Annotated in this window: 26 protein-coding genes; 15 read left to right on the forward strand and 11 right to left on the reverse strand. The window is 60.5% G+C overall.

The annotated features are described in order from the left end of the window. The first annotated feature begins 1 nt into the window (after nucleotide 1). Both BM229_RS10765 and BM229_RS10770 read left to right on the forward strand, forming a co-directional pair. Nucleotides 2-1,375 carry an aldehyde dehydrogenase family protein gene (locus tag BM229_RS10765; protein WP_093927642.1) on the forward strand — a complete coding sequence of 458 codons (1,374 nt, stop codon included), beginning with the start codon at nucleotides 2-4 and terminating at the stop codon, nucleotides 1,373-1,375. A gap of 3 nt (nucleotides 1,376-1,378) precedes the next feature. Then, the gene (locus tag BM229_RS10770) at nucleotides 1,379-2,524 is read left to right on the forward strand and encodes an iron-containing alcohol dehydrogenase (RefSeq protein ID WP_093927643.1); all 1,146 of its coding nucleotides are present in this window, start codon (nucleotides 1,379-1,381) and stop codon (nucleotides 2,522-2,524) included. A 62-nt stretch (nucleotides 2,525-2,586) separates the two neighbouring features. Here BM229_RS10770 and BM229_RS10775 read toward each other — a convergent pair whose 3' ends face one another. Further along, on the reverse strand, nucleotides 2,587-3,060 hold the full coding sequence (locus tag BM229_RS10775; protein ID WP_093927644.1) for a c-type cytochrome: 474 nt from the start codon (nucleotides 3,058-3,060) through the stop codon (nucleotides 2,587-2,589). Between the two features lie 195 nt (nucleotides 3,061-3,255). Between BM229_RS10775 and idi the strand changes: the two genes are divergently transcribed. Continuing rightward, entirely contained in the window at nucleotides 3,256-3,786 is a 531-nt protein-coding gene (gene idi, locus BM229_RS10780) for an isopentenyl-diphosphate Delta-isomerase (protein ID WP_093927645.1), read from the forward strand. Nucleotides 3,787-3,805: 19 nt separating this feature from the next. Then, on the forward strand, nucleotides 3,806-4,687 hold the full coding sequence (gene hemF, locus BM229_RS10785; protein WP_093927646.1) for an oxygen-dependent coproporphyrinogen oxidase: 882 nt from the start codon (nucleotides 3,806-3,808) through the stop codon (nucleotides 4,685-4,687). A 223-nt stretch (nucleotides 4,688-4,910) separates the two neighbouring features. On the opposite strand, the gene hemE is transcribed toward hemF, so the two are convergent. After that, nucleotides 4,911-5,951 (reverse strand): uroporphyrinogen decarboxylase, encoded by a 1,041-nt coding sequence (gene hemE / locus BM229_RS10790; protein WP_093927647.1) that lies wholly within the window; start codon nucleotides 5,949-5,951, stop codon nucleotides 4,911-4,913. Nucleotides 5,952-6,035: 84 nt separating this feature from the next. On the opposite strand from hemE, the gene hemC reads away from it, so the two are divergent. The 6 genes from hemC (at nucleotide 6,036) to maiA (ending at nucleotide 13,196) form a co-directional block, all read left to right on the forward strand. Next, complete coding sequence (gene hemC / locus BM229_RS10795; RefSeq protein ID WP_093927648.1) at nucleotides 6,036-6,983, forward strand: hydroxymethylbilane synthase; 948 nt, start codon at nucleotides 6,036-6,038, stop codon at nucleotides 6,981-6,983. Continuing rightward, nucleotides 6,980-7,912 (forward strand): LysR family transcriptional regulator, encoded by a 933-nt coding sequence (locus BM229_RS10800; protein ID WP_093927649.1) that lies wholly within the window; start codon nucleotides 6,980-6,982, stop codon nucleotides 7,910-7,912. The genes hemC and BM229_RS10800 overlap by 4 nt, the downstream gene beginning before the upstream one ends. Nucleotides 7,913-7,974: 62 nt before the next feature. Continuing rightward, nucleotides 7,975-10,050 carry a hydantoinase/oxoprolinase family protein gene (locus BM229_RS10805; RefSeq protein ID WP_093927650.1) on the forward strand — a complete coding sequence of 692 codons (2,076 nt, stop codon included), beginning with the start codon at nucleotides 7,975-7,977 and terminating at the stop codon, nucleotides 10,048-10,050. A 4-nt stretch (nucleotides 10,051-10,054) separates the two neighbouring features. Then, the gene (locus BM229_RS10810) at nucleotides 10,055-11,764 is read left to right on the forward strand and encodes a hydantoinase B/oxoprolinase family protein (protein ID WP_093927651.1); all 1,710 of its coding nucleotides are present in this window, start codon (nucleotides 10,055-10,057) and stop codon (nucleotides 11,762-11,764) included. Nucleotides 11,765-11,862: 98 nt separating this feature from the next. After that, complete coding sequence (locus BM229_RS10815; RefSeq protein ID WP_093927652.1) at nucleotides 11,863-12,552, forward strand: fumarylacetoacetate hydrolase family protein; 690 nt, start codon at nucleotides 11,863-11,865, stop codon at nucleotides 12,550-12,552. Continuing rightward, a complete protein-coding gene (maiA, locus tag BM229_RS10820) occupies nucleotides 12,549-13,196 on the forward strand; it encodes a maleylacetoacetate isomerase (RefSeq protein ID WP_093927653.1) in 648 nt (215 codons plus the stop codon). The genes BM229_RS10815 and maiA overlap by 4 nt, the downstream gene beginning before the upstream one ends. Before the next feature lie 3 nt (nucleotides 13,197-13,199). Here maiA and BM229_RS10825 read toward each other — a convergent pair whose 3' ends face one another. From BM229_RS10825 to gabT, 4 genes are all read right to left on the reverse strand, one after another. Continuing rightward, nucleotides 13,200-14,567: a tetratricopeptide repeat protein gene (locus BM229_RS10825; RefSeq protein ID WP_093927654.1), complete on the reverse strand. Its 1,368-nt coding sequence runs from the start codon at nucleotides 14,565-14,567 to the stop codon at nucleotides 13,200-13,202. Then, nucleotides 14,564-15,373, reverse strand: coding sequence for an alpha/beta fold hydrolase (locus tag BM229_RS10830; protein ID WP_093927655.1), 810 nt, complete (start codon nucleotides 15,371-15,373; stop codon nucleotides 14,564-14,566). Before BM229_RS10830 ends, BM229_RS10825 begins: the two co-directional genes overlap by 4 nt. After that, nucleotides 15,366-16,355: a P1 family peptidase gene (locus BM229_RS10835; RefSeq protein WP_093927961.1), complete on the reverse strand. Its 990-nt coding sequence runs from the start codon at nucleotides 16,353-16,355 to the stop codon at nucleotides 15,366-15,368. The genes BM229_RS10830 and BM229_RS10835 overlap by 8 nt, the downstream gene beginning before the upstream one ends. Before the next feature lie 246 nt (nucleotides 16,356-16,601). Continuing rightward, nucleotides 16,602-18,002, reverse strand: a complete 1,401-nt coding sequence (gene gabT / locus BM229_RS10840) for a 4-aminobutyrate--2-oxoglutarate transaminase (RefSeq protein ID WP_208604065.1) — start codon at nucleotides 18,000-18,002, stop codon at nucleotides 16,602-16,604. A 182-nt stretch (nucleotides 18,003-18,184) separates the two neighbouring features. Here gabT and BM229_RS10845 point away from each other — a divergent pair, with 182 nt between their 5' ends. Continuing rightward, entirely contained in the window at nucleotides 18,185-18,736 is a 552-nt protein-coding gene (locus BM229_RS10845; protein WP_093927656.1) for a cupin domain-containing protein, read from the forward strand. A 371-nt stretch (nucleotides 18,737-19,107) separates the two neighbouring features. Here the strand turns inward: BM229_RS10845 and BM229_RS10850 are convergent, their stop codons facing one another. Genes BM229_RS10850 through BM229_RS10860 form a run of 3 tightly spaced genes read right to left on the reverse strand, consistent with a single transcriptional unit; the run spans nucleotide 19,108 to nucleotide 21,562 of the window. Beyond that, nucleotides 19,108-20,832: a sensor histidine kinase gene (locus tag BM229_RS10850; RefSeq protein WP_093927657.1), complete on the reverse strand. Its 1,725-nt coding sequence runs from the start codon at nucleotides 20,830-20,832 to the stop codon at nucleotides 19,108-19,110. 2 nt (nucleotides 20,833-20,834) lie between these two features. Then, nucleotides 20,835-21,392: an RNA polymerase sigma factor gene (locus BM229_RS10855; protein ID WP_093927658.1), complete on the reverse strand. Its 558-nt coding sequence runs from the start codon at nucleotides 21,390-21,392 to the stop codon at nucleotides 20,835-20,837. Continuing rightward, on the reverse strand, nucleotides 21,392-21,562 hold the full coding sequence (locus BM229_RS10860) for a NepR family anti-sigma factor (protein WP_201722086.1): 171 nt from the start codon (nucleotides 21,560-21,562) through the stop codon (nucleotides 21,392-21,394). Before BM229_RS10860 ends, BM229_RS10855 begins: the two co-directional genes overlap by 1 nt. Before the next feature lie 94 nt (nucleotides 21,563-21,656). Between BM229_RS10860 and BM229_RS10865 the strand changes: the two genes are divergently transcribed. The 3 genes from BM229_RS10865 (at nucleotide 21,657) to BM229_RS10875 (ending at nucleotide 23,244) form a co-directional block, all read left to right on the forward strand. Then, on the forward strand, nucleotides 21,657-22,466 hold the full coding sequence (locus tag BM229_RS10865; protein ID WP_093927659.1) for a response regulator: 810 nt from the start codon (nucleotides 21,657-21,659) through the stop codon (nucleotides 22,464-22,466). Between the two features lie 121 nt (nucleotides 22,467-22,587). Then, nucleotides 22,588-22,893: an ElaB/YgaM/YqjD family protein gene (locus tag BM229_RS10870; protein ID WP_093927660.1), complete on the forward strand. Its 306-nt coding sequence runs from the start codon at nucleotides 22,588-22,590 to the stop codon at nucleotides 22,891-22,893. 15 nt (nucleotides 22,894-22,908) lie between these two features. Continuing rightward, nucleotides 22,909-23,244 (forward strand): phage holin family protein, encoded by a 336-nt coding sequence (locus BM229_RS10875; RefSeq protein ID WP_167360234.1) that lies wholly within the window; start codon nucleotides 22,909-22,911, stop codon nucleotides 23,242-23,244. Here the strand turns inward: BM229_RS10875 and BM229_RS18055 are convergent. Next, nucleotides 23,195-23,566 carry a hypothetical protein gene (locus BM229_RS18055; RefSeq protein WP_139226278.1) on the reverse strand — a complete coding sequence of 124 codons (372 nt, stop codon included), beginning with the start codon at nucleotides 23,564-23,566 and terminating at the stop codon, nucleotides 23,195-23,197. The two genes, BM229_RS10875 and BM229_RS18055, sit on opposite strands and share 50 nt — an antisense overlap. Nucleotides 23,567-23,654: 88 nt before the next feature. Between BM229_RS18055 and BM229_RS10880 the strand changes: the two genes are divergently transcribed. Further along, complete coding sequence (locus tag BM229_RS10880; RefSeq protein WP_093927662.1) at nucleotides 23,655-24,383, forward strand: Crp/Fnr family transcriptional regulator; 729 nt, start codon at nucleotides 23,655-23,657, stop codon at nucleotides 24,381-24,383. A gap of 6 nt (nucleotides 24,384-24,389) precedes the next feature. Here BM229_RS10880 and BM229_RS10885 read toward each other — a convergent pair whose 3' ends face one another. Next, nucleotides 24,390-25,325: a YihY/virulence factor BrkB family protein gene (locus tag BM229_RS10885; protein ID WP_167360235.1), complete on the reverse strand. Its 936-nt coding sequence runs from the start codon at nucleotides 25,323-25,325 to the stop codon at nucleotides 24,390-24,392. Nucleotides 25,326-25,332: the final 7 nt, after the last annotated feature.

Here is a 25,332-nt window from a genome sequence, read left to right on the forward strand (position 1 = left end):
AATGACGACGGTAAAATGTATCTCTCCGATTGACGGTTCGGTCTATGCGGAGCGCGAAACCCTGAGCACGCAGGCAGCGCAAGACGCTGTCGCCCGCGCGCGTAAGGCGCAAAAGGCATGGGCCGCGCGGCCCTTGCAGGAACGTGTCGATCTGGTGATGGGCGCGTTGAAAGAGATTGAGAATTCGACCGACCGCATGACCGAGGAACTGGCCCATCAGATGGGCCGCCCGGTGCGCTATGGCGGCGAATTCGGCGGTCTGCAGGAACGCACCAGCCACATGGCCAAGATCGCAGCCGATGCGCTGGCCCCCACGATAATCGAAGACAGCGCCGCCTTTAGCCGCAAGATCCTGCGTGAGCCGCATGGCGTGGTTTTCGTCGTGGCACCGTGGAACTACCCCTACATGACCGCGAACAACACCATCGCGCCCGCGCTGATCGCGGGCAATTCGGTGATCCTGAAACACGCCTCGCAGACCATTCTGGTCGGCGAACACCTCGCCGATGCCTACCGCGCTGCGGGCGTGCCGGAGGATGTGTTCCAGAACGTTCTGCTGAGCCATGACACCACATCGGCGCTGATCGCGGACAACGCCTTTGATTTCGTCAACTTCACCGGCTCTGTCGGCGGCGGGCAGGCGATGGAGCGTGCAGCGGCGGGCACCTTCACTGGCGTCGCGACCGAGTTGGGCGGCAAAGACCCCGCCTATGTCCGGGCCGACGCCAATCTCGACGCGGCAGTCGACGGCGTGATGGACGGCGCAATGTTCAACGCGGGCCAATGCTGCTGCGGGATCGAGCGGATTTATGTGCACGAAAGCCTTTATGACGCTTTCGTTGAAAAGGCCGTGGCATGGGTGAACAACCTCAACCTCGGCAACCCGCTGGATCAGGCCACGACGCTTGGCCCGATGGCCAACGTGCGTTTCGCCAATGAGGTCCGCGCGCAGATTGACGAGGCACTGGCCGATGGCGCAAAGGCGCATATCGAAAAGATGCCCGCCGACGATGGTGGCGCTTACCTCACCCCGCAAATCCTGACCGATGTGACCCACGAAATGCGCGTCATGCGCGACGAAAGCTTTGGCCCCGTGGTCGGCATCATGCCGGTGAAGGACGACGAAGAAGCCATTGCGCTGATGAACGACAGCCAATTTGGTCTGACCGCTGCGATCTTTACCGCCGATGCCGACGCTGCCGAAGCCATTGGCCAGCGGCTGGAAACTGGCACCGTCTTCATGAACCGCGCCGATTACCTGGACCCGGCGCTGTGCTGGACCGGCTGCAAGCAAACTGGGCGCGGCGCGGGCCTGTCTGAACTGGGCTATCACGCGCTGACACGCCCTAAATCCTACCACCTCAAGAAAGCCTGAGACATGTCCCTGACTGCCAATTGGTCTTACCCCACCGCCATCCGCTTCGGCGCGGGCCGCATTAAAGAGATCGCCGAGGCCTGCGCCGCTGCGGGCATCAAGAAGCCGCTGCTGGTCACCGACAAGGGGCTGGCCTATCTGCCGATCACCCAGTCCACGCTCGACCTGATGGAAGCCGCTGGCCTTGGCCGTGCGATGTTCTCGGACGTTGACCCGAACCCGACCGAGATGAACGCCGAGGCGGGCATCAAGGTCTATCGCGACGGCGGCCATGACGGCGTGATCGCCTTCGGCGGCGGCTCGGGGCTTGATCTGGGCAAGGTCATTGCCTTCATGGCGGGCCAAACGCGCCCCCTGTGGGATTTCGAAGATATCGGCGACTGGTGGACCCGCGCCGACCCTGAGGGCATCGCGCCTATCGTGGCCGTGCCGACGACCGCCGGCACAGGCTCGGAAGTTGGCCGCGCAAGCGTGATCACCAATTCCCAGACCCATGAGAAAAAGATCATCTTCCACCCCAAAATGCTGCCCGCCGTCGTGATCTGCGACCCGGAACTGACCGTCGGCATGCCGCCGATGATCACCGCAGGCACCGGGATGGATGCTTTCGCCCACTGCCTCGAAGCCTTCTGCTCGCCGCATTACCACCCGATGAGCCAAGGCATGGCGCTGGAAGGCATGCGGCTGGTCAAGGAATATCTGCCCCGGGCCTATGCCGATGGCACTGATCTTGAGGCGCGCGGGCATATGATGTCTGCCGCGGCCATGGGCGCCACGGCGTTCCAAAAGGGTCTGGGCGCCATCCATGCCATCAGCCACCCGATTGGCGCGGTGCATCACACGCATCACGGCACCACCAACGCGGTCGTCATGCAGCCCGTCCTGCGCATGAACCGCCCCGCGATCGAAGACCGTCTGGCCAAAGCGGCAGCCTATCTTGAAATCGTCGGCGGCTTTGATGGCTTCTATGATTTCGTCGGCAAGTTAAATGCGGAGTTGAATATCCCGACCTCGCTGACCGCCCTTGGCGTGACCGACCCGGATATCGACGCGCTGGTGGCCTCGGCCCTGCAAGACCCAAGCTGCGGCGGCAACCCGATTGAACTGACCAAAGAGAATGTTACGCAGCTGCTGCGCGACTGCTTTTAAAACGCAAAACGGGGGGCCGGATCATCGGCCCCCCGTTTATTAAAAATCAGTGAAACGTCGGATTATTCAGTCGTCTTGGCTTCTTCCATATCCGCTTCAGTAACCTCGGGCCCGACCGAGACCAAATACGTCCAAACATCCTTGGCGTCTTCTTCGTCTCTCAGACGGTAAGACATCTTGGATTTGGCGCGGTTCGTGTCGAGATAGCTGGCCAGAAACTTCTTGGGATCGGCCACATATCCGGCGAAGTCTTCTTCGTTCCACGCCAGCCCGGCCTCGCCGGCTTCAACGAGGGAATCGCCATAGCGGTAGTCTTCGACCGACCCCGCCACGCGGTTGTAGATTCCATATAGGTTCGGCCCGGTGCGGCCGCCTTTTTGGATGTCATTGCCCTCATCATCTTGGATCATGTGGCAGCTTTTGCATTTACGAAAGACCTTTTCCCCGGCTTCGGCATCACCGGAGGCATGGCTTTCCGCCCAAAGGGGCGTGGCCCCAAGGCAGATGGCGAAGATCGACGCGATACGCATGTTCATTGTGAGTTCCTTTGTCTGGCTGATTTGAAACTAGCGTTTGGGGCGATGGGGTAAAGGACCTGTGCTGCGCCAAAAGGTAGCATGAGCGCACCGCATGCCGGTTAGCGGTTGAGACTAGGGGAGATTCCTCCGATAACTGCCGGTGAATTTCTTCTGCGCTGAGGGTGAGATGAACACAACGGCGAGCCGCCTCTGATGGAGATCATGGTCCCCGCCTGGGTCGACGGCACCCTGCAACCGGTTGAAAAACTCGCCGCGCATGAGCGCGGTTTGCGGCATATGGCGGTCTCGGTCTTTGTCATTGCCGAGGGCAAGTTGCTGCTGCAGCAGCGCGCGCTTGGCAAATACCACACCCCCGGCCTCTGGGCGAATACCTGCTGCACGCATCCGCAATGGGACGAGCCGCCCCAAGCCTGTGCCACACGGCGTTTGGAAGAGGAGTTGGGGATCTCCGGGTTGGACCTTCAGAATCGCGGCCAAGTCGAATACCGCGCCGATGTTGGCGGCGGGCTGATTGAGCATGAGGTTGTTGAGGTCTTTCTTGCCCATGCAGACCCGGCACTGTCGATCACGGAAAACCCCGATGAGGTGATGGCGACGCACTGGATCAGCCTAAGCGATCTGCACACCAACCTCGCGCAGAACCCCGAAGAATATACGCCTTGGTTGCGGATCTACATGGCCGAACACCAAGGTCTGATCCTCGGCGGCGGGGCGATAAAATAACAGCAAAGGCGGGCCAGAGATGACCGAAGACATGCAAGACCAAAAGACACGCGCGGCGGAATGGTTCCGCAAGCTACGCGATGACATCGTCCAGGCGTTCCATGACATCGAAGCGCGTCATGTGGGCGAGGAAGAGGCCGGGCGGTTCGTGGTCAGCAACACCACCCGCACCGCGCCCGATGGGTCAGATGCCGGCGGCGGTGAGATGTCCGTCATGCGCGGCGGGCGTGTGTTTGAGAAGGTGGGCGTGAATATTTCCACCGTCTACGGCAACTTGGGCGAACGGGCGCAGGCGGCCATGGCCGCGCGCAAAGGACTGCCGGGCATGGCCGATGATCCGCGTTTCTGGGCCTCGGGCATTAGTCTGGTCGCGCATATGCAAAACCCACATGTGCCTGCCGTGCATATGAACACCCGCATGTTCTGGACCCCTCATGCATGGTGGTTCGGCGGTGGGGCGGATTTGAACCCTTGTATTGAGTATGATGAGGACACCGCCCATTTCCATGCCGAGATGAAGGCCGCTTGTGACCCCCATAGCGTCACGCTCTATGATGAGCTGAAGGCTTGGGCGGATGAGTATTTCTACATCCCGCACCGCAAGCGCGCGCGGGGGGTGGGTGGCATCTTTTACGATGACCGCAACAGTGGCGACTGGGAGGCGGATTTTGCTCTGACTCAAGACGTGGGCCGGGCGTTTCTGCCCGCCTATGTGCCATTGGTCGACAAGCGGCGCGAGATGGAGTGGGACATGGACGACAAGGATGTGCAGTTGCGCCACCGTGGGCTCTATGCTGAGTATAACCTCGTTTACGACCGGGGGACGAAGTTCGGTTTGGAGACGGGGCATGACCCTGATGCCGTGCTGATGAGCCTGCCGCCGATGGCGAAGTGGGTTTGAGCTAAGCGTTTGGGTGGACGTTCGGTTGCTCAATTCCACCCCGGCCCGGAATCAAGCCGTAGGCGCCGGGCCATCGCCTGCCCGCCCGGACGGGTAGGCGATTTGGTAAGGCTTGGCGTGACCTCGCCAACGCACACCATGGTTGAACCATAAAGTGGCTTCAACAGCCGCCAGATCGCCGACCCGCGGGCAGGCGATGGCCCTCCTCACATGTGGCTAGGTCTTACCCGCACGTCCCGCGCACGGTATCAATCATCAACTGCACATTCTCCGGGTCCGCATCCGGCGTAATGCCATGCCCCAGATTAAAGATATGCGGCCCCTTCGACAGCGCATCAACGATCGACCGCGTCTCTTGCACCAGCGCATCGCCGCCCCTCACCATATGTGATGACTTGAGATTGCCCTGCACACAGCCATTGGGCTGCACATGTTCGGCCACCCATTCGGCGCTGACACCATCGTCGATGGCGATGCAGTCCGCTCCGGTTGCTGCGTGTAGATTGGCAAACCGCGCCCCGGCACCGCGCGGGAAGGCGATGATCGGCACGCCCGGATGGCGAGCCTTCAGCGCGCTGATAATCTGGCGCAGTGGCTCGGTCGAATAACGGTCAAAATCGGTGCCTTGAAGCGATCCGGCCCAGCTGTCGAAGAGCTTCACCACCTCGGCCCCCGCCTTGATCTGCATGTCGAGGTATTCGATCGTAGCCAACGTAATCCGCTCCATCAACGCGTCGAACACCTCGGGGTTCTCATCTTTCAACGCATGCGCCGGGCCTTGGTCCGGCGTGCCTTTGCCCGCGATCATATAGGTCGCCACCGTCCATGGCGCGCCTGCGAAACCGATCAGCGTGGTCTCTTCGGGCAGTTCGCGCGACAGGATGCGGACCGTCTCGTAAATCGGGGCGAGGTGGTCGTGGATCGCGTCGGCTGGTTTCAGCGCTTCCATCTCGGCCTTGGTGGTGATTGTCGACAACCGCGGCCCTTCGCCGGTGACGAACCACAGGTCGGCCCCAAGCGCTTGGGGCACCAGCAGGATGTCGGCAAAAAGGATCGACCCATCAAACCCATAGCGGCGGATCGGCTGCAGCGTCACCTCGGCGGCAAGTTCAGGATTGTAGCAAAGCGACAGGAAATCCCCCGCCTTGGCCCGCGTTGCGCGGTACTCCGGCAGGTAGCGCCCGGCTTGCCGCATCATCCAGATAGGTGGGGTCGGCAGGGTTTCGCCCGCAAGGGCGCGCAGGATGGTCTTATTCGCAGTCATTATGGCGTTCCTAATTGTGGCAAACCCGTAGGTAGCGCAGGTACAGCAGTTGTCAGTTCATGTCGACGGGGGTAGGGATGCGTCATGACGTATCAGCTCCCCACCCCGGCCCGGCCCCTCAACATCGGCACACGCGGATCGCTTCTGGCGCTCGCGCAGGCGAATGAGGTGCGCGACCGGCTTGCCGCCGCCTTCGATCTGCCGTTCGAGGCTTTCACCATCGTCGTGATCAAGACCACGGGTGACAAGATCATCGACCGCCCGCTGAAAGAGATCGGCGGCAAGGGCCTGTTCACCCGCGAGATCGAGGCCGCGCTGCTGGATGGCTCCATCGACATCGCGGTGCATTCGATGAAGGACATGCCGACGCTGCAACCCGAGGGGCTGTTGATCGACACCTATCTGCCGCGCGAGGATTGCCGCGACGCTTTCATCTCGCCGCATCTGAAATCCATCGCCGAGTTGCCCGAAGGCGCGGTCGTGGGCACCTCCAGTCTGCGCCGCCGGGCGCAGGTGAAACTGCGGCGGCCTGATCTGGAAGTGGTCGAGTTTCGTGGCAACCTGCAAACGCGTTTGAAAAAGCTCGACGACGGCGTGGCCGAAGCGACTTTCCTCGCCATGGCCGGGCTGAACCGGCTCAAGATGGACGATGTGCCGCAGGCTGCCGTTCACCCTGACGACATGCTCCCCGCCATCGCGCAGGGGGCCATCGGGGTGGAGCGCCGCGAGGACGACAGCCGCGCCGCCGAGATGCTCTCGGCGATTCATGACCGCAAGACTGGCCAACAACTGGCCGCCGAACGCGCGTTCCTCGCCACCCTCGACGGGTCTTGCGAGACGCCAATTGCCGGTCTGGCCGAACTCAACGGCAGCGAGATGCGCCTGCGCGGGCAGGTGCTGCGCCCCGACGGGTCTGATGCGATCGGCGATGACGTGACCTGCGCCATTTCCGATGGCGCCGCGGCGGGCGAGGCGATGGCCCGCAAGCTTCTGGCCGAGGCCGGACCGGGTTTCTTTGACTGGCGCGAATGATCGGCAATCTCTTCACGCTGAAACAGCTTGAAGCGCTGATCTGGGTCGCAGACCTTGGCAGTTTCCGCCGCGCCGCCGCGCATCTGAACACGACACAGCCCAATATCTCTGCCCGGATTTCCGGGCTGGAGGCGACGCTGGGTGTCACCCTGATGCAGCGCGACGCCGGGTCGATCCGGCTGACCGAAAAGGGTAGCGCCCTACTGACGCAGGCCCGCCGCGTGGTGCGCGAGGCCGAGGCGCTGGTCGAGACCGCCGCGCGGCCCGACCTGATCGACGACAGCCTGCGCCTTGGGGTGACTGAAGTGGTTGCCAGCACATGGCTGCGGCCCTTTCTGCGTGCACTAGCCGAGGTCTATCCCAATCTCACCGTCGAGCTTACCGTCGATCTGTCCCGCGATCTGGATCAGGAGCTTGCCGCTCATGCGCTTGACCTGACGTTGCAAACCGCGCCCTTCTCGACCCCGGCGAGCGGGCAGTTGGACCTTGCGACCTATGATTACGTCTGGGTGGCCGCGCCGGAATTGGCCGCCCAGATCGGTCCCGCGCCTGACTTCGACGCCATGCTAGGGTATCCGGTGCTGGGCCATGCGCGGCATACGCAGGCCCATTCCGATCTGATCGGCCATTTCGACGGCACCACCGCGCCCAAGGCCCGTTTGGTACCTTCGAGCAGCCTTTCGGCGGCGATGAACATGGTGCTCGACGGGATGGGCGTGGCGGTATTGCCGCGTGTCATGGTGGCAGGAGCCTTGGTCGACGGGGCGCTGCGTATTCTGCCCGCCGCATGGCATCCGCGCCCGCTGCAAGTCGCCGCGCGCTATCACGCGGATCGCACGCCCGCCTATGTCGCCCGCGCCGCCGAACTGGCCAGGGACTGCGCTCAGGTCTTCGAGGCCGAGGATCGAAAAAATCTTTCACACCCATAGAATATAATAATTTGCAACGATGCTGCGCCCGCTCCTATCCTGCGCCCAAAGAGGAGTGAGACATGGCATCAACCATTCGACTGGGCGTAGACATTGGCGGCACCTTTACCGACGTGGTTCTGGAAAAGGGCGGGGAGAGCTTCTCGACCAAAGTGCTGACCACCTATGCCGCGCCCGAGAACGCGATCATCGACGGGATGCATCAGGTCTGCGCCAAGGCCGGGGTCACCCCTGCCGACCTGACCCAGATCATCCACGGCACCACGCTGGCGACCAACGCGCTGATTGAGCGGCGCGGGGCCAAGACGGCGCTGATCACGACCCAGGGCTTCCGCGACGTGATCGAGATGCGCACCGAAAGCCGGTTCGAGCAGTATGATCTGAACCTCAACCTCCCCGAGCCGCTGCTGCCGCGCCAGATGCGCTATACGGTCAGCGAACGTGTCGATGCTACCGGGGCCGTGCTGCTACCGCTCGACCGGGCCGAGGTTGAGGCTCTGGCGGATCGTATCGCCGAAGCGGGCTATGAAAGCGTCGCGGTGGGGCTGATCCATTCCTACCTGAACGACGCGCATGAACGGCTGATCCGCGAGGTGCTGGAAGAGCGTCTGCCGGGGGTCATGGTCTCGATCTCTTCTGAGGTCTCGCCACAGATGCGCGAGTACGAGCGGTTCAACACCGTGGTCGCCAATGCCTATATTAAGCCGCTGATGAAAAGCTACCTCGGGCGGCTTGAAGGGCGGCTGCATGAGGAAGGCGTCGGCTGCAACATCTTCCTGATGCACTCGGGCGGTGGCATCATCTCGATCGAAAGCGCCGCCGAATTCCCGGTGCGGCTGGTGGAATCCGGCCCGGCGGGGGGCGCGGTCTTTGCCGCCAACATCGCCGCGCGCTATGGGCTCGATAAGGTACTGAGCTTCGACATGGGCGGCACCACGGCCAAGATCTGTCTGATCAAGAACCAGACGCCCAAGACCAGCCGAGTGTTCGAAGTGGCGCGGACCTACCGGTTCAAAAAAGGCTCGGGCATGCCGATCTCGATCCCGGTGATCGACATGGTGGAGATTGGTGCGGGGGGCGGCAGCCTTGCCCATGTGGACGCCATGCGGCAGATCCGTGTGGGGCCGGAAAGCGCGGGCTCCGAGCCGGGGCCCGCCTGTTATGGCCGGGGTGGCGCGAAGCCTGCGGTGACCGATGCCGATCTGGTGCTGGGCAAGCTCGACCCCGACAATTTCGCAGGCGGCTCAATCCGGCTGGATACCGCAGGTTCCGAAGGGGCGCTGCATCAGGTCATCGGGCAAGAGCTCAACATGGACGCCGCCACCGCCGCCTTCGGTCTGGCCGAGGTGGTGGACGAGAACATGGCCAATGCCGCGCGGGTGCATGCGGTCGAAAACGGCGAGGATCTCAGCGACTACACGATGATCGCCTTCGGCGGCGCGGCCCCGCTGCACGCAGGGCGGCTCTGTGAGAAGTTGGGCGTCGAACGCCTGCTGGTACCGCCCGGTGCCGGGGTCGGCTCGGCCATCGGCTTCCTGCGCGCGCCCTTCAGCTTTGAGGCCAACCGCTCGGTCTATATGAAGCTGTCGGATTTCGATGCGGATCGCATTAAGGCGCTGCTGGCCGAGCTACGCGACGAGGCCACCGGCTTTGTCCGCAACTGCGACGCCGGGGCAGAAATCCTGTCGGAATACAAAGTCTACATGCGCTACAGCGGGCAGGGCTGGGAGATCCCCATCGTGCTGGACGAGGCAGACGCCCTAAACCCCGATGCCGCCCGGTTCGAGGCGCTTTTCGAGGCGGACTACGCCAAGCTTTTCGGTCGTACCGTCGAGGGGTTGGATATCGAGATCACGGTCTGGTCGGTCAATGCCACCACCCCGCCCGAGGCGGTCGCCCGCACCGCAGAGCAGTCCCCGGGTGCGGCGGCAGATGTGGCTCTAACACGGCGTATGTTCGACCCGGCGCTCGCTGAATACTGCGAGGCCGACGTGGTGCTGCGCGCCCAGATGGCCCCCGGCCAGACCGCCCAAGGCCCTGCCGCAATCACCGAGGATGAGACGACAATCATCCTGCCCGCCTCGCGCCGGGCGATCTGCCAGCCCGACGGCTGCATCGACATCACCGTGAAAGGGTAAGCCCATGGCACAGACACACTCCAACGTTGCCTATCAGGTCATGTGGAACCGGCTGATCTCGGTCGTCGAGGAACAGGCGCAGGCGCTGGTGCGCACCGCCTTTTCAACCTCGGTCCGTGAGGCGGGCGATCTCTCGGCCGGGGTCTATGACACCGACGGTCAGATGCTGGCCCAAGCGGTCACCGGCACCCCGGGCCACGTCAACGCCATGGCCGACGCGGTGGCGCATTTCATCCGGCGCATCGGGCGGCAGAACATCCTTGAGGGTGATGTCTATATCACCAACGACCCTTGGGAGGGGACGGGCCACCTGCATGACATCACCATGGTCACGCCGTCCTTTCACCGTGGCAAGCTGGTCGGATTTTTTGCCTGTACCGCGCATATCGTCGACATCGGCGGGCGTGGCTTTGGCGCGGATGCGGCGAGCGTCTACGAGGAAGGGCTCTACCTGCCGATCATGAAATTCGCCGATGCGGGCAAGGTCGATGAGACGCTGGTTCGGATCATCCGTGGCAACGTGCGCGAGCCGGATCAATTGGTCGGCGACATTTACGCGTTGACCACCTGCAACGAGATCGGTCACCGCCGTCTCATAGACATGATGGAGGAGTTCGCCCTCGACGATCTCACCGGCATCGCGGCCTTCATCCTCGACAATTCCCGCCACGCCACGCTGGAGCGGATTGCCGCCCTGCCACGCCAGCAGGCGACTGGCGAGATGACGATCGACGGGTTCGACACGCCAATTACGCTCAGGGTCACGGTGAGCATTGAAGAAGATCACATCCTGTCGGATTTCACGGGCACCAGCGGGATCGACAAGAAGGGCATCAACTGCCCGCTGGTCTATACCAAAGCCTATGCCTGCTACGCGCTGAAATGCGCCATCGCGCCGGAGATCCCCAACAACGCCGCCTCGTTAGAGCCGTTTCGGATCACTGCGCCCGAAGATACCATCGTCAACGCCGTGCACCCGGCACCCGTGGCACTGCGGCACATCGTCGGTCACTTCGTGCCCGATACGGTCTACGCGGCGCTGGATCAGATCCTGCCCAATCTTGTCCCGGCCGAGGGCGCGGGCTGCCTGTGCAACTTCCAAGTCAGCCTGCGCCCGCGCACGGATGCGCAAGCCCCCGCAGGCGCGCGCCGGGCTGAGGTGCTGACCTTCAACTCCGGCGGCTCGGGCGCGCGGCCAGAACACGACGGGCTGAACGCAACGGCTTTCCCCTCGGGTGTGATGACCATGCCGGTTGAGGCCACGGAACATGCAGGCCCGGTGGTGATCTGGCGTAAGGAACTGCGGCCCGACAGCGGCGGGGCAGGACGTCAGCGCGGCGGGCTGGGACAATATATGGAGGTCAGCGCCCGCGAGGGCCATGAGTTCGACATGCAGGCGATGTTCGACCGCGTCGATCATCCCGCCCGTGGGCGGCAGGGCGGCGCCTCCGGCGCCCCCACCACCATCGCCCGCGACGATGGCACGCCGATGCGCGGCAAGGGCAAACAGTTCGTGCCGCATGGCCGCCGGGTGATGATGGCCTTCCCCGGTGGCGCGGGATACGGCGATGCGTCTGAGCGCCCCAAGGACTTGGTGAAACGCGACCTTCTGCGCGGCTACATCAGCGCAGAGGTGGCTGCGGCGGACTATGGGCTGAGCGCCGAAGACATCCGCGAGGTGCAAGAGGCGATCCGCAAAGGCGCGGACCTGTGAAAGAGTTGCCGCTCAAGGGTTTATAAGCGCACGGGGGTCATTGACTGTTACAAAGCGCGGGTGTTCCTTGGCCGCATCATGCCAAGAGGAACCCAGTGATGTATGTGATTGACCCCCCAAAGCAGAGCAGCCTTGCCGTTCAAGGCACCAGCGACCGTTTCCCGGTGCGCCGCGTCTTTTGCGTGGGCCGCAACTATGAGGCGCATGTGCTTGAAATGGGCAACGACATGCGCGACCCGCCGTTCTTTTTCACCAAACCCGCTGATGCCACGCTCGATACGCCCTGTACCGTGCCCTACCCGCCGCTGACGGAGGATTTCCACTTTGAGGCAGAGCTTGTCATCGCCATCGGCAAGGGTGGCGCGAATATTGCGGAAGCTGATGTGATGGATCACATCTGGGGGGCCTCCGTGGGCATTGATTTTACCCGCCGTGATCTTCAGGCCCAAGCCAAGAAGATGGGCCGCCCGTGGGACTGGTCTAAGGCGTTTGATAATTCCGCGCCCATCGCACCGATCTTGCCGATTGCAGATGTCGCTTCGGTTGAGACAGGGCGCATCTGGTTGGCCGTAAACGGTGAGATGAAACAAGAGGCCGATCTGGCGCAGATGATCTGGTCGGTACGCGAGCATACCGCAACCCTTTCACGGGCAGTCACACTGGCGCCGGGCGACATAATCATGACGGGCACGCCAGCCGGGGTTGGCGCCGTGGTGCCGGGTGATGTGTTGACTGGCGGCGTCAATGGCATTGCTGAGTTTGAGGTTACCGTCGGCCCGCGCGCGTGAGCGATCTGGCGCTGTATAATTACTTCCGCTCATCGACTTCGGTCCGGGTGCGGGCGGCGCTGAATCTCAAGGGGCTGCGCTATGACTATGTGCCGCTGTCCCTGCTTGCCGGAGAACAGCATGGGGCCAAACATCTGGCGCTGAACCCTTCGGGGGCGGTGCCGACATTGATGACGGGGCAGGGGCCGCTGTCGCAATCTATGGCGATCCTTGAATGGCTTGATGAGGAATATCCCGAACCGCCGCTTTTACCTGCTGATGCGTGGGGCCGGGCGCGGGTGCGTTCGCTGGCCTATATCGTGGTACAAGACGTGCACCCGGTGAACAATCTGCGGGTGTTGCAGCACCTAGAGGGGGAGTTTGGCGTCGACCCATCGGGCAAGGCTGCGTGGTTTGCCTATTGGGCCAGTGCGGGCATGGCGGCGCTTGAGGCACGGTTGGCTCAGGAACCCGAGACGGGCGATTTTTGCCATGGTGATGATGTTGGTTTGGCCGATCTCTGCCTCTATGCGCAGGTCTTGAACAATGCCCGCTTTGGGGTCGATATGACCCCCTACGCCACCATTCGCCGCATCCATGCAAATTGCATGGACGTACCGGCGTTAAAGCTTGCCGCGCCGGCTAACCAGCCCGACGCGGTCTAGCGTTTAGGTACTGACCAACGTCCGCTCGGCTCTTGCACGCGCCTGCGCGGCAAGGTCCGGCAGGCCAGTTTTTTCATAGACTTCGCTCAGCATCAGGTTCAGCGGCACGCCATCTGGATCATAGGTGCGGCGCATTTCCAAAACCTGTTGCGCGGCAGAGGCCCGACCATCGCGCACCAGTGCATCAAGATGGATCTGCTCAAACAGATCGCGTTGGGCATGGCTGCCGCCGCATTCCGCCATCCGGGGCAGAGCCATGCCCAACGCGCGGATTGCGGTACTCCAATCCCCCTTGGCATGGGCGGCGATGCCACGAGCGGCAGGCAGGGCGACTTCGGCCCATGCGGCATGGTCGTAGGCAGTCGTTTCGGTGGCGCGGGCTTCGATTGCAGAGAGCATCTCTGCCGCCTCGGGTCGTTCGGTGCGGCAAAGGGCATAGAGGTATTGCAGCGTCAGGAAGGGGCTAACCGTGTCCTGCCCCCGGGCCGCTACATGATCTGCCACATCGCCCCAACGGTCTCCGACATCGACACCTGCAAACTCCATTCGCGCCAGCAGGGAAACAGCGCCTACCTGATCTTGGGAGTAATCCTTCTCCAACCCCCAAATATGTGTGTCATAGGCGGCACGTACGTCGTCATGGCGGCCCTGCGAGAGATAGAAAAGTGCCAGATGCCACCAATTGTGGCTGCGCATGAATGAGTTCAGATCGGTCCAAGTCTCGGCCACGCTTTCCATGAAGCGGGCGCCTTCGGCCACACGGCCTTCAGTCAACATCACATGGGCCAGCGCGTGATGCGCCCAAGGCTCATCGTGGCGCAATTTCATCGCGCGGCGGGCGGCGGCCTCGGCTCGGTCGAGCAGGTGGCACTGCTCGTAGCCAAAGGCGATCATGCCGTGGGTATAGGCAATGTCCTCGGCCTCGGGCAGGGATTTCAACGCCATGCGCAACATGCCAGCGGCATCGCCTGAGTTGAACAGGTGGTATTGCGCCAGTTTCAGCATTGCCAGATCGCGCGGCCATTGATCGGTGATTGCATCACAGGCGCTGAGCATGCCCGGCACGTCTCCGTCGACCCAATGGCCTATGGCGCGGATCACTTCCGTTTCGCGGGCGTTTGCGCCTTTCGCGGCGTTAGCACGCACCAGATAGGGGCGGGCCTTTTCTGGCGCGATGGGGTGTTCAAGGAACATCCACAAGAGCGCAGCGTAGGCGTTGACCAGCGGCCCCTCCGGGTCGGCATCGGCTGCGGCGATGATGCCTGCGGCTTTGGGCTGGTAGGACAGAAAACCGTGGATGAAATCATTGATCGCCTGCAGGGTTTCCGGGCGGCTGGCTGTCGTTTCCAATCCGTAAAGGTCTTTTGTCATCTCGGGTCTCCGGCGGTGTCGTGGAATTGACGCAGGTGTTGGGCAACAGCAAGGGCGGCATCCCAATGGATCGAATGGCCCGAATCGGGCAGGGTGGCCTGCACCACGTTCGGTATCTGCGCGAAAGCTTCTTCAGCGGCAGCGCGGGGGATCAGCAGGTCTCCGGCACCGTGGAGCACTTGGGTTGGGCAGGTCAGATCAGCAGGGCGCACCGTAGGGCGGAAACCACGCAGGGCTTCCATCTGATGGGCCATGGCATCGGCGCTTTGTGCATGGGGATAGGCCAGCGCGGCGGCTAGGGCGGTGTCTGTATTGGCTGGATCGGTGAAGAATCCCGGCGCGAAGATCCAAGGGTAAAGCCCGCGAAGCCAAAGCTGCTCCCCCTCCGGCGCGCGGCGGACGGCGAGCAGCGCGTCAAACACTGCCATCGTGCGCGGCGCACGGACCGGGGCAGAGGCGAGGATGCTCATCGCTTGGATGCGCTCGGGCGCTAGGCCAAAAAGCTCCATTGCCATCAGGCCGCCCATGGAATGGCCGACAACGTGAAACTTTGCGTGCCCCAGCTCATCCATCAACGCCAGCGCATCCCGTGCCATCTGCGCGACGGAGGTTTCGGCGTCCCACGGGGTCGTGCGCCCGGTGCTGCGGTTATCGGGGCGGATGAGAGTGAACTGGTCGGTCAGCAGCGGCGCCAAAGCGCCCCAACTTGCGCTGTCGCTTAGCATCCCCGCCAACATCAGAATGGGCGGTCCGCTGCCGTCGACCTCAAAATGCAGGGTGATATCGGAAAGGGCGAGTTCAGGCATTCAGGCTGCTCCAACAAGGCAAGAGGTCACCCTCGGCCGGGGTGGCGGTGTAGATCGCTCGGGCGATGGCACGCGAGAGACACAGAGCGGCGGCATGGCCGATCATCGCCACATCCCCCGGAGGCCGGGCGGCGGTCGAGAGAGAGAAGACCAGATCGCCGTCATTGGGCATATGCGCGGGCACCACCGCGCGGGCGATGCCGTCATGGGCGGCCACGGCGACGCGCTGGCATTCGGCTTTGGTCAGCGCTGCATCGGTGGCGACAATGGCGATGGTGGTGTTGGCACGGGCCGACATAGCGGCCATTTTGCGGCTTTCGAATGTAAGACCCAGACCGGCTGACGGGTCTGGCCCCAGCCCGCCAAACTCTCCGTCGATCTCAAATGGGGCGGCGTGGAAATGGCGGTCTCCGGGGGTAGTAACGGCACCGACCGGATTGGCCCCGACCAACGCGCCGACCATGCTGCCGTCAGGCAGTTGTAGGCTGGCAGAGCCGAGTCCACCTTTTACCATCGCGCTGAGCGCGCCTGTGCCCGCGCCGACAGAGCCTATCTCGAACTCCTTGCCCGCCGCCTCTAGCGCCTTGCGGCCCAGATCAGCATAGGGGTTCCGATCCCAATCTTTGTTACCACCATTAAGCAGATCAAACAGGATCGCACCGGGCACCAACGGGATCAGGGCATCCCCCACGCGAAAGCCGCGCCCGCGGGCGCGCAGCGCATCCACCACGCCTGAGCAGGCGTCGAGCCCGTAGGCAGAGCCGCCCGAGAGCACCAGCGCATCCACCGCCGCGACGGTTTTATCGGGGGCCAGCAAATCAGTCTCGCGCGTGCCCGGCGCACCACCCATGACATGAACAGAGGCCGTGAAGGGTGCATCGCCGATCAACACGGTGCTGCCGGATTTCAGCCGCGCGTCTTGAGCATTGCCGACCTTGATTCCGGCGACATCGGTTATGAGGTTGCGTGGGCCGGGGTACATCGCGCGCATCATGAGCGGCATGCTTTTGCAGCGGCGCTGTTCACGTGAAACATCCACGGGATTCTGGCGTTGTGTGTCGCATCGTTGCTCCGGAAATCAGGTCCTATTTCGCGGAGTTTGCGCGCTTCACTGCCTGATGCCAAGACCTGAGGCAGACTTAGGTTCCAGCCCACTCAGCCCGCGCCGTAAAAAAGGGCGCGCAGGTTGCCCCGCGCGCCCAATATCTCTGACCGAAGCCGGTTAAATTTAGTGCTGTTCTTCGGCCACGGCTGCTGCAACCGCTTCTTCAAAGATCGCCAGACCTTCTTCGACAATGGCGTCTGATGCGGTCAGCGGCACCATCACGCGAACGGCGTTGCCGTGCATGCCGCAGCTGAGCAACAGCAGGCCGCGCTTTAGGGCGTGGGCAATGACGCGTTTGGTGAAATCCGCGTCAGGCTTGGCGCTGTCGAAATCGGTCACAAATTCAACGGCGACCATCGCACCAAGGCCACGGATATCCCAAAAACGGAAGGGCGCGGAACGCTCGCCAATCTCGGCAAAGCGAGCCTTGAGCGTGTCGCCCATGGCGGTGGAGCGGGCGAGAAGGCCTTCCTCCTCGATCGCTTCGATAGCGGCGAGCGCTGCGGCACAGGCCACCGGGTTGCCGCCATAGGTGCCGCCCAGACCGCCGGGGATCATCGCGTCCATCAGATCGGCGCGGCCAATCACGCCAGCCAGCGGATAGCCACCAGCCATGGATTTTGCCACGGTGATTAGGTCAGGCACCACGCCGGAATGTTCGATAGAGAACCACGTGCCGGTGCGGCCAAAGCCTGCCTGCACTTCGTCCGCGATCAGCAGGATGCCGTGCTGGTCACAAATGGCGCGCAGTTCTTGCAGCATTTCGAAGGGCACCGGGGTATAGCCGCCTTCGCCGAGCACCGGCTCGATGATGATTGCGGCCACACGTTCGGGCTGCGCATCGGTGAGGAAGAGGTTTTTCAGCCCGGTCAGCGCGTCCTGTACGGAGATGCCATCGCGAACCGAAGGGAAGGGCGCGCGGAAGACATCTGCCGGGAAGGGACCAACGTCTTTTTTGTAGGGGGAGATTTTGCCAGTCATGCCCAGCGTCAGCAGGGTACGGCCATGGTAACCGCCAGTAAAGGCGATGATGCCCGAACGGCCAGTTGCGGCGCGGGCGATTTTCACAGCATTTTCAACAGCTTCGGCACCGGTCGTGACAAGCAGCGTCTTTTTCGGTGCGTCGCCGGGGGCAAGGGTGTTCAGCTTCTCAGCCAGTTCGACATAGGGGCCGTACGGCACAACCTGAAAGCTGGTGTGGGTGTAGTTGTCTTCTTGGGCTTTGGCGGCTTCGATCACTTTCGGGTGACGGTGGCCGGTGTTCAGCACGCCGATACCCCCGACGAAGTCGATGTAGCGGTTGCCTTCAACATCCCACAGTTCGGCATTCTCGGCGTATTTTGCATAGATCGGCGCAGCGGACGCGACACCGCGTGGCACGGCTGCATCGCGACGTGCGACAAGCTCGGCATTGGTCTGACCGTCAGGCTGGGTGGCTGGGTTGGCTTCGACAACCGTCATTTGCGGTGCTGCCTTGGCTTTGGCGGTGGACTTCCGGGTCGATTTCTTGACGGTGCTGGACATGGTGCAGATACCTTATTGCGAAAGTAAGAGGGGCGTAGAGATGGGTCGTTTAAAAAATCCATATTCTGTTTAATATAATTGTCAATCGCCATCGCAGCCTCTATTTAACAATTCTCACGGCCACCACCTGACCCGGCGTAAGTGCCGTGCAGAGTGCGGCCGATCCCATAAAGGACAAGTCATTGAACGTTGGTGAAAAACTTAGATTGATCCGCAAAAAGCACGGGTTGTCTCAGCGTGAACTTGCGGCCAAGGCTGGATTGACCAATGGCACGATATCGCTGATCGAAAAAAACCGGACCAGCCCCTCTGTCGCGTCCCTCAAAAGCCTGTTGGACGCGATTCCCATCAGTATGGCCGAGTTTTTCTCGATCCTAGAGGAAGACGATAGCGCCAAAGTGTTTTACCGCGCGCAGGAACTGACCGAGATTTCGCCCAGCCATCAGGGGGGCGTTTCGCTTCGCCAATTAGGCAATGCGGAACACCACGCACTTCAGGTGCTGCATGAAACCTATGAACCCGGCGCCGATACTGGGCCGGAGTTCCTGCGCCATGACGGCGAAGAGGCGGGTGTCGTGGTGCGGGGCAGTATTGAGGTGACGGTCGACGGCGCGGTGAGCGTGTTGCAAAGCGGTGATGGATATTTGTTCGACAGTCGTCTGCCCCATCGGTTCCGCAATATCGGAGATGTGCCTTGCGAGATCGTCAGCGCCTGCACTCCGCCGAGTTTCTAAAAACACGACCCTGATAAAAATCGACCGCCCCGAGCGGTCTGCTCGGGGCGGTCGATTTTTATCAGGTCTTAGTAGTCTGACCGGTAGTTTGACCTCTGGGCCTCCGGTTGCTGCTTATCGCGCCCGGTACGGTCCTCATCCGAATGAAGTTCCCTTCTGCCCGTTGTAAGAGCAAGTATGATGACCGCAGCTAAGGTCAGGATGGTCAGACCGCCGAGAAATAGCTCCGTGGTCATCTCCGTATTCCTTTTCGCACTGCGTTTCAGGTTCTCAACCGCGACCAGCCCAAAGTGTTCCCACTAATTTTTCGCGCATGACGAGTCTGTGGCGTGCAGAGCACGATTTCGGCAAGATTTCGCAGAGCGCTGGCATCAGTAGTCGTAGACCATTTTGCTATCTGTCGGCACGGGGAAATTTACCCGGATTTGATAGACATCATCCGTGGTCTCAACCTCGACCTGTCCGTTCAGCTGCCGGGTGAACGCGAGGATTAGCCGCGATCCCAGCCCGGTGCCTGACTTCACCTCTTCGGGGTTGCCGATGGTGTTGCGCACTTCAAGCATGGCCTTTTCCGGCCCGGTGGAGATGAGCTTGAGCGAAATGAAACCTTTGCCATGCTCTACTGTAGAGACATATTTAAGGGCATTGGTCAGCGCTTCGGACACCAGCAGTGTCAACGGGGCAGCATCGTCGGCGTCGATCTGAATGGTTTCAAAAGACTGCTCAACCTTCACACCAGAACTGGAAGCAAGCCCAACGGACAACAATTGGCCCACGATCTCGCGCAGCAATTCGCTCGCGTTGACGCGGACAAGGTCGTCGTTCTGGTAAAGGTTCTTGTGTACGGTGGCGAGGCTTAGAATACGATCTTGGAGGCGGCGTAGGACAAAACGTGCGTCTTCGCTTTTGGCCTGCCGGATCTGCATGTTCATGATCGATGAGATAAGTTGCAGGTTGTTCTTAACCCGGTGATGAACCTCTTTCAGCAATATGTTCTTTTGCCGAAGGCTGTCTTCCAATGTTGCCTCGTCTCGCAGGATAGACTCTGCCATGCCAACAAAAGCCGATTCCATCTCGACCAGTTCGGTGGGCACTGACGGGCCAAGCGTGCCACGGGGGAGGGTGCGGTTCAGAGCAAAACGGCGCATTTGCCGCCCGAGTTTGCGAATGTGGTTAATCGCCAGTCGGTTCAATGCCCAAAAGGCCACGATTAGGCTCGCCAACCACATGGCGATGGGCAAAAGCGCACTCAGCCGCGTAGAAAAACCGGTATCAAGGAAGGGCGTGTTGCTGGGCCAAACGCTCAGCGCGAATACCGTTTCGGGCACAATCGGAACAATCGCATAGGCACGTTCTTTGCCGACAGAATTTTGCGAGAGAAAGACGTTCGGATCTTTGGTGGTCAGCAAGGACAAGGCAACATCGTTGGGATATTCCTCTTTGGCCACGTCCAGCCCGTTCTCTGTCGTGAGGATGTGGCCCATCTTGTTGATGGTCATCATCGCGACACTGCTGTGCTTCCCCTTCGGCTCGCGGATGGCGTTGATGGCGTCTTCAGGAATGCTGAGCGCCATGAAGCCAATCAATTCGCGGTCTTCATAGACGGGTGCATTGATTAACGTGACCACCTGATTGCTGACCGCGCCTTGCAGTACCGGCATCGCGCGGCGGACCGGTGCGTCCAGCAATGACTGAAAGCTCTGCTCGTCGGAAAAATCGTGTTCTTGCCCGGTGGAGGAACAGGTCATACGCCCATCAAGCGCAATGAACCCAACCAGTGAATAGATGTCAGAGGCTTGCTTATATTCCTTGAGGAACGCAGTGCATTCTTCGGGATCATCCCGGCGCAGGCGCACGATAGAAGTCAGCGCCTCAGCCGCGCCAAAGGCTTCTTGGATCACCCTGCGTTCCGCAGCAGAGGATTGTTCCGTGACGGCGATCAGCGATAATTCTGCGCTTTGGCGACTTTGATCCGCAATCTGCCGCGTCTGCACAACCGCGATCAACCCAATGGGCAAAAGCGCGAGAGACAGAAACAGCAGAATACGGATCGTCAGCCCACGCATCAGATCACCGCTGAAGAAGCCAGATGTCATACTTAGAAAGAAGAAACTTTAGAGGCAGATAGCACAGACATAGTGGCATCGTCGGTCATCTCAAGAGATTCATCGTCATGATGGCCAAGCAGTTCGGCAAGGCGTGCACGCGCCCGGTTGGTGCGGCTTTTAATCGTGCCGACAGCGACGCCACACATATCAGCTGCTTCTTCATAGGAGAAACCAGAAGCCCCTACCAGCAGCAGTGCCTCGCGTTGCTCATCCTTCAGCAAGGCAAGGGCCTTACGAAAGTCAGTCATTTGCATGTGACCATCATGGGCAGGTTTTTCGGCGAGACCTTCGGTTAGTACGCCATCCACATCCGAGACTTCGCGTTTCGCTTTGCGGCGCGAGGAATAATAAGTGTTCCGTAAGATCGTGAAGAGCCAAGCGCGCATATTTGTGCCCTCTTGGAACTTTTCAATGTTGGTCCACGCCTTGACCAAAGTGTCCTGCACCATGTCGTCTGCCGTGGCGCCATTGCGGGTCAGGCTGATGGCAAAGGCCCGCATGGCCGGCAGATGTTCTACCAGCTCGTCGCGCGGATCGGGACGGGTCATTATGACGTTCCTTTTTCTGAATCCTGTTCCTTCAACTTCTGAAGCAGATCCTTGAAACGGTCAGGGATGCCTTCATCGAGTGTCTCATCGAAGACACGCTTGAGGTTGTCGTCGATGACGCGCTCGCGCTCGTCCTTGTTTCCTGAATTCACTAACATCACCTCTGGCATCGTCGTCTCGTTTAAATAATTATGTACGCATACTGGAACCAAACACAATGTCGGGGTGTTTGGTTCCAAGAAAAGTTAAAAAGGATTCGACTAGATGAACGATGCGACACAAAAGACCAGCATCAGCGATGAACTGGGAGCCAACATCCCCTACCTTCGCCGGTTCGCGCGGGCGATGACAGGCAGCCAGACCAGCGGCGACACATTTGCTGCTGCGGCGCTGGAAGCCATCTTGGTTGATCGCTCGGTGCTCGATGGGGTGGACACAAAGACGGGTCTTTTCAAGGTCTTGTACGGAATTTGGGCCAGCGCAGGCGCCCCTGTTGAAGAAGGTGAGAGCGGCCCCCGGGCCAAGGCGCAGCGCCATCTTGCCAGCCTGACCAACAACAGCCGCGAAGCGCTTTTGCTGCACACGATCGAAGGGTTTTCCCACGGGGAAATCGCCAAGATTATCGGTGTGGACGAGGCCGAAGCAGACGAGTTGATCCAGATCGCGCACCGTGAGATGGCCGACAGCACCTCTGGTTCGGTAATGATTATTGAAGACGAAGCCATCATCGCAATGGATATTGAATCCATCGTCGCAGAGATGGGTCATCGCGTTACGGGCATCGCGCGCACGCGCGACGAGGCTGTTAAGCTGGGCAAAGCCGATGTGCCAGACCTGATCCTTGCAGACATTCAGCTCGCCGATAACTCTTCAGGTATTGATGCGGTAAACGACCTGCTGAATGAACTTGGTATGCGTCCCGTAATCTTTATTACCGCGTTCCCTGAGCGCCTGTTGACCGGTGACAAACCCGAACCAGCCTTCCTGATCTCCAAGCCCTACTCGGTAGATCAAGTCGTTTCGGCAGTATCACAAGCGATGTTCTTCTCCTCCACGGAAACGCTTAACGCCTAAGATTGGCTCGATTCCGGCCCGCATCATATATTTGGTTTCCTGCGCATATTACGCTGCGCGGGGAACCTTTGCATCCGGCCCTCAAGCCGCCTACCATCACTCAACCACTCAGGAGGCCCCCATGGCCAAGACCCCGACGACAGCCGCCAAAGAGGTTACCATCGACGATCTGTCCAGCCAGATCGCGCTCCTCAAGAACGATATTGCATCATTGACCGAGACCTTGGGCGAATACGGCAAAGCCAAATCCGAAGAGATGCGCGACAACGCCCGCACTGCGGCCAACGATTTTGCCGACACGGGCCGCCTAAAGGCGATGGAAGCCCAAAAACAGGCCGAAGAGTTTCTGCAAGCCCAGCCTGGCACCGCATTGGGGATCGCCGCAGGCATCGGTTTCCTAGTTGGTCTTGTGACGGCGCGCCGCTAGATGCTTTCCGCGGTGATGCAACACCTGCGCGGGTCTGCACGGCGCGCAGCACGAACTGCCATGTTGGGCGCAGGTGCCGCGATCCTGCTACTGATCGGGCTGTTGTTCTTGACGCTTGCCGCGTGGTTGTACCTTGTCACCGTCACCACAGCGATGACGGCTGCGCTGATCCTCGGCGCGGCATACTTTGGCGTTGGCTTTCTACTGCTTGCACTGGCCGGATCAGACGGCAGCGCACCCCGCCACGCCCCTGATCAAGGGGAGCCAGCCGCGTCTGAACATGACGGGCTGAAAAATCTGGTTATGGCATTTCTGGCTGGCATAACCGCGGGTCAGAAAGCGCGGCGTTAACCGCGTTTACTAAGGTTCCGCTGGAGAACGGTCGCAGGATAAACCGTGGGTGATCCGTCGCCTCAGGCAGGCGCGGCAGATCATTCAAGATACAGATGATCGGGAACCACTCCTGTAAGTTGCGCAATTCCGGGAGGTATTGATGCAGTTGCTCCTGTCTCAACGAGAGTACGGCAAACTGCGTCTCGCTGATGTTCTCAACCAGTCGGCCGATGTCGAAAGTTTCTAATACGCCGATTTCCGATTGCGGAAAGGCCGTAGAAAGCGTTTCATTTATGTCTGAACAGACCAATGGGTCCGGTTCGTAGATCAAGATCGACATGGTCTTCCCCCGGTGGGCAAAAGACACGATTTAAGGAAAGCGTCGGAGGGGCGCATTAAACTAGGACATAAGAGAGCAATTTTATAAAATGACGACCCAATGCCGCTATTGCCCTCTTCAACGCAAAGATGCCTTCCTGCCGATGTCAAAAGAAGAGCTGAGCTTCATGGAGAAGTTCAAGTCTGGTGAGTTGACCGTCGAGCCGGGCACGCCGATCTTGTTAGAGGGGTCAAACTCACCCCAACTTTATACCGCGCTTACCGGTATGGGCATCCGTGACAAGACGTTGGAAAACGGCAGCCGTCAGGTGATTAGCTTTGTTTTCCCCGGAGATTTCATTGGGTTGCAAGCGGGCATAATGGGCGAAATGGGTCATTCGGTAGAGGCCCGAACGCATATGCGGTTATGTGTCTTTAACCGCAGTGAATTTTGGAATTTCTTCAAATCTCACCCTGAACGCGCATTTGACATCACATGGCTCGCGGCGATCGAAGAGCATTTTATGGGCGAAGTCTTGGCCACCATCGGCCAGCGCACCGCGATACAGGCCATCGCATGGGCCATGGTTAAGATTTTTGAGCGGGGCAAGTCGCTGGGCATGGTCACCCAAAATCAGATGCCGCTGCCCTATTCACAGCGCGACCTTGCCGATGCGCTTGGCCTATCGGTGGTGCATACGAATAAGATGCTCGCCGCGCTCAAAGAACGTCAGTTGCTTTCATGGTCTGACCGCGTGCTGCAAATCAACAACCTTGAAGCGCTGGCTGAAAAGGGAATGACAACCCTTGAGGGGCGGCAAAAACGCCCGCTGTTGTAAGCCCATTTAGTCGTTGGTCACGTCGATATAGGTATCCGCCGCTTCGGCCCCGCGCCGCCCGCGTGGCTTGGCTGCGCCGATAGTGCTGTCAGATCGCGTACGCCGCTCAACTTGCGCGTTCAGCGCGGCCCCAAATAGGATCAGAAAACTGCTGATCCAAAGCCAAATAAGCATCGCAATAACGGCACCGATAGAGCCATAAACCTGATTGTAGTTGCCAAAATTGGCCACATAGTAAGAAAAGCCGATAGAGACGATAGCCCATGACAGCACCGCAAGGATCGCCCCGCTGCTGAGCCATGGCAAGCGCGCTGCGCGTCGGTTCGGGCCAAAGCGGTAAAGCACGCCAACCCCGGCAAAAAGCACCACGGTCGCCACAGTCCAACGGAGCAGATCAGCCACGACATTGCCAAAGGGGCCTAGGGGTATAAAGGCAAGTATGATCGGCGCAATCACAACGGCCAACAGCGCCACAATCCCAACTGCAACAAGGCTAACTGTCAGCAGCAGCGCATGCAGGTAATGTTTTGCCGTATTACGATTACGTTCATTATAGACGGAGTTCAGCCCGATCACCATCGCGCCGACCCCCGCCCGCGCCGACCACAACGCAACCAGCAACGATGCGATACCCGCCCAACCCAGCGTATCGGCCCGCGCGGTAACCAGCCCGGTCACCTGCGTATTAATGATGTCGTAAACATCATCGGGCAGCAGCCCGCGCACGTCTTCCAACTGCGCCACAACGACCACCGGATCAGATATCAACCCGAGCAGGGCAATCAAAGCGGCCAGCGCTGGAAACAGCGACAGCATGGCGAAAAAAGCCACCCCAGCCGAGATCAAAGCAAGGTTTTCGTCCGCCGCCTGCTTGAGGCTTGCCTTAAAGGCATCCCAATAGATCGCCGGTCGGGTTGGGGGACTGCGCAGCACCAAAGCCATTCCTTTC

The sequence above is a fragment of the Sulfitobacter dubius genome, assembly GCF_900113435.1.
GTDB classification, from domain to species: domain Bacteria; phylum Pseudomonadota; class Alphaproteobacteria; order Rhodobacterales; family Rhodobacteraceae; genus Sulfitobacter; species Sulfitobacter dubius.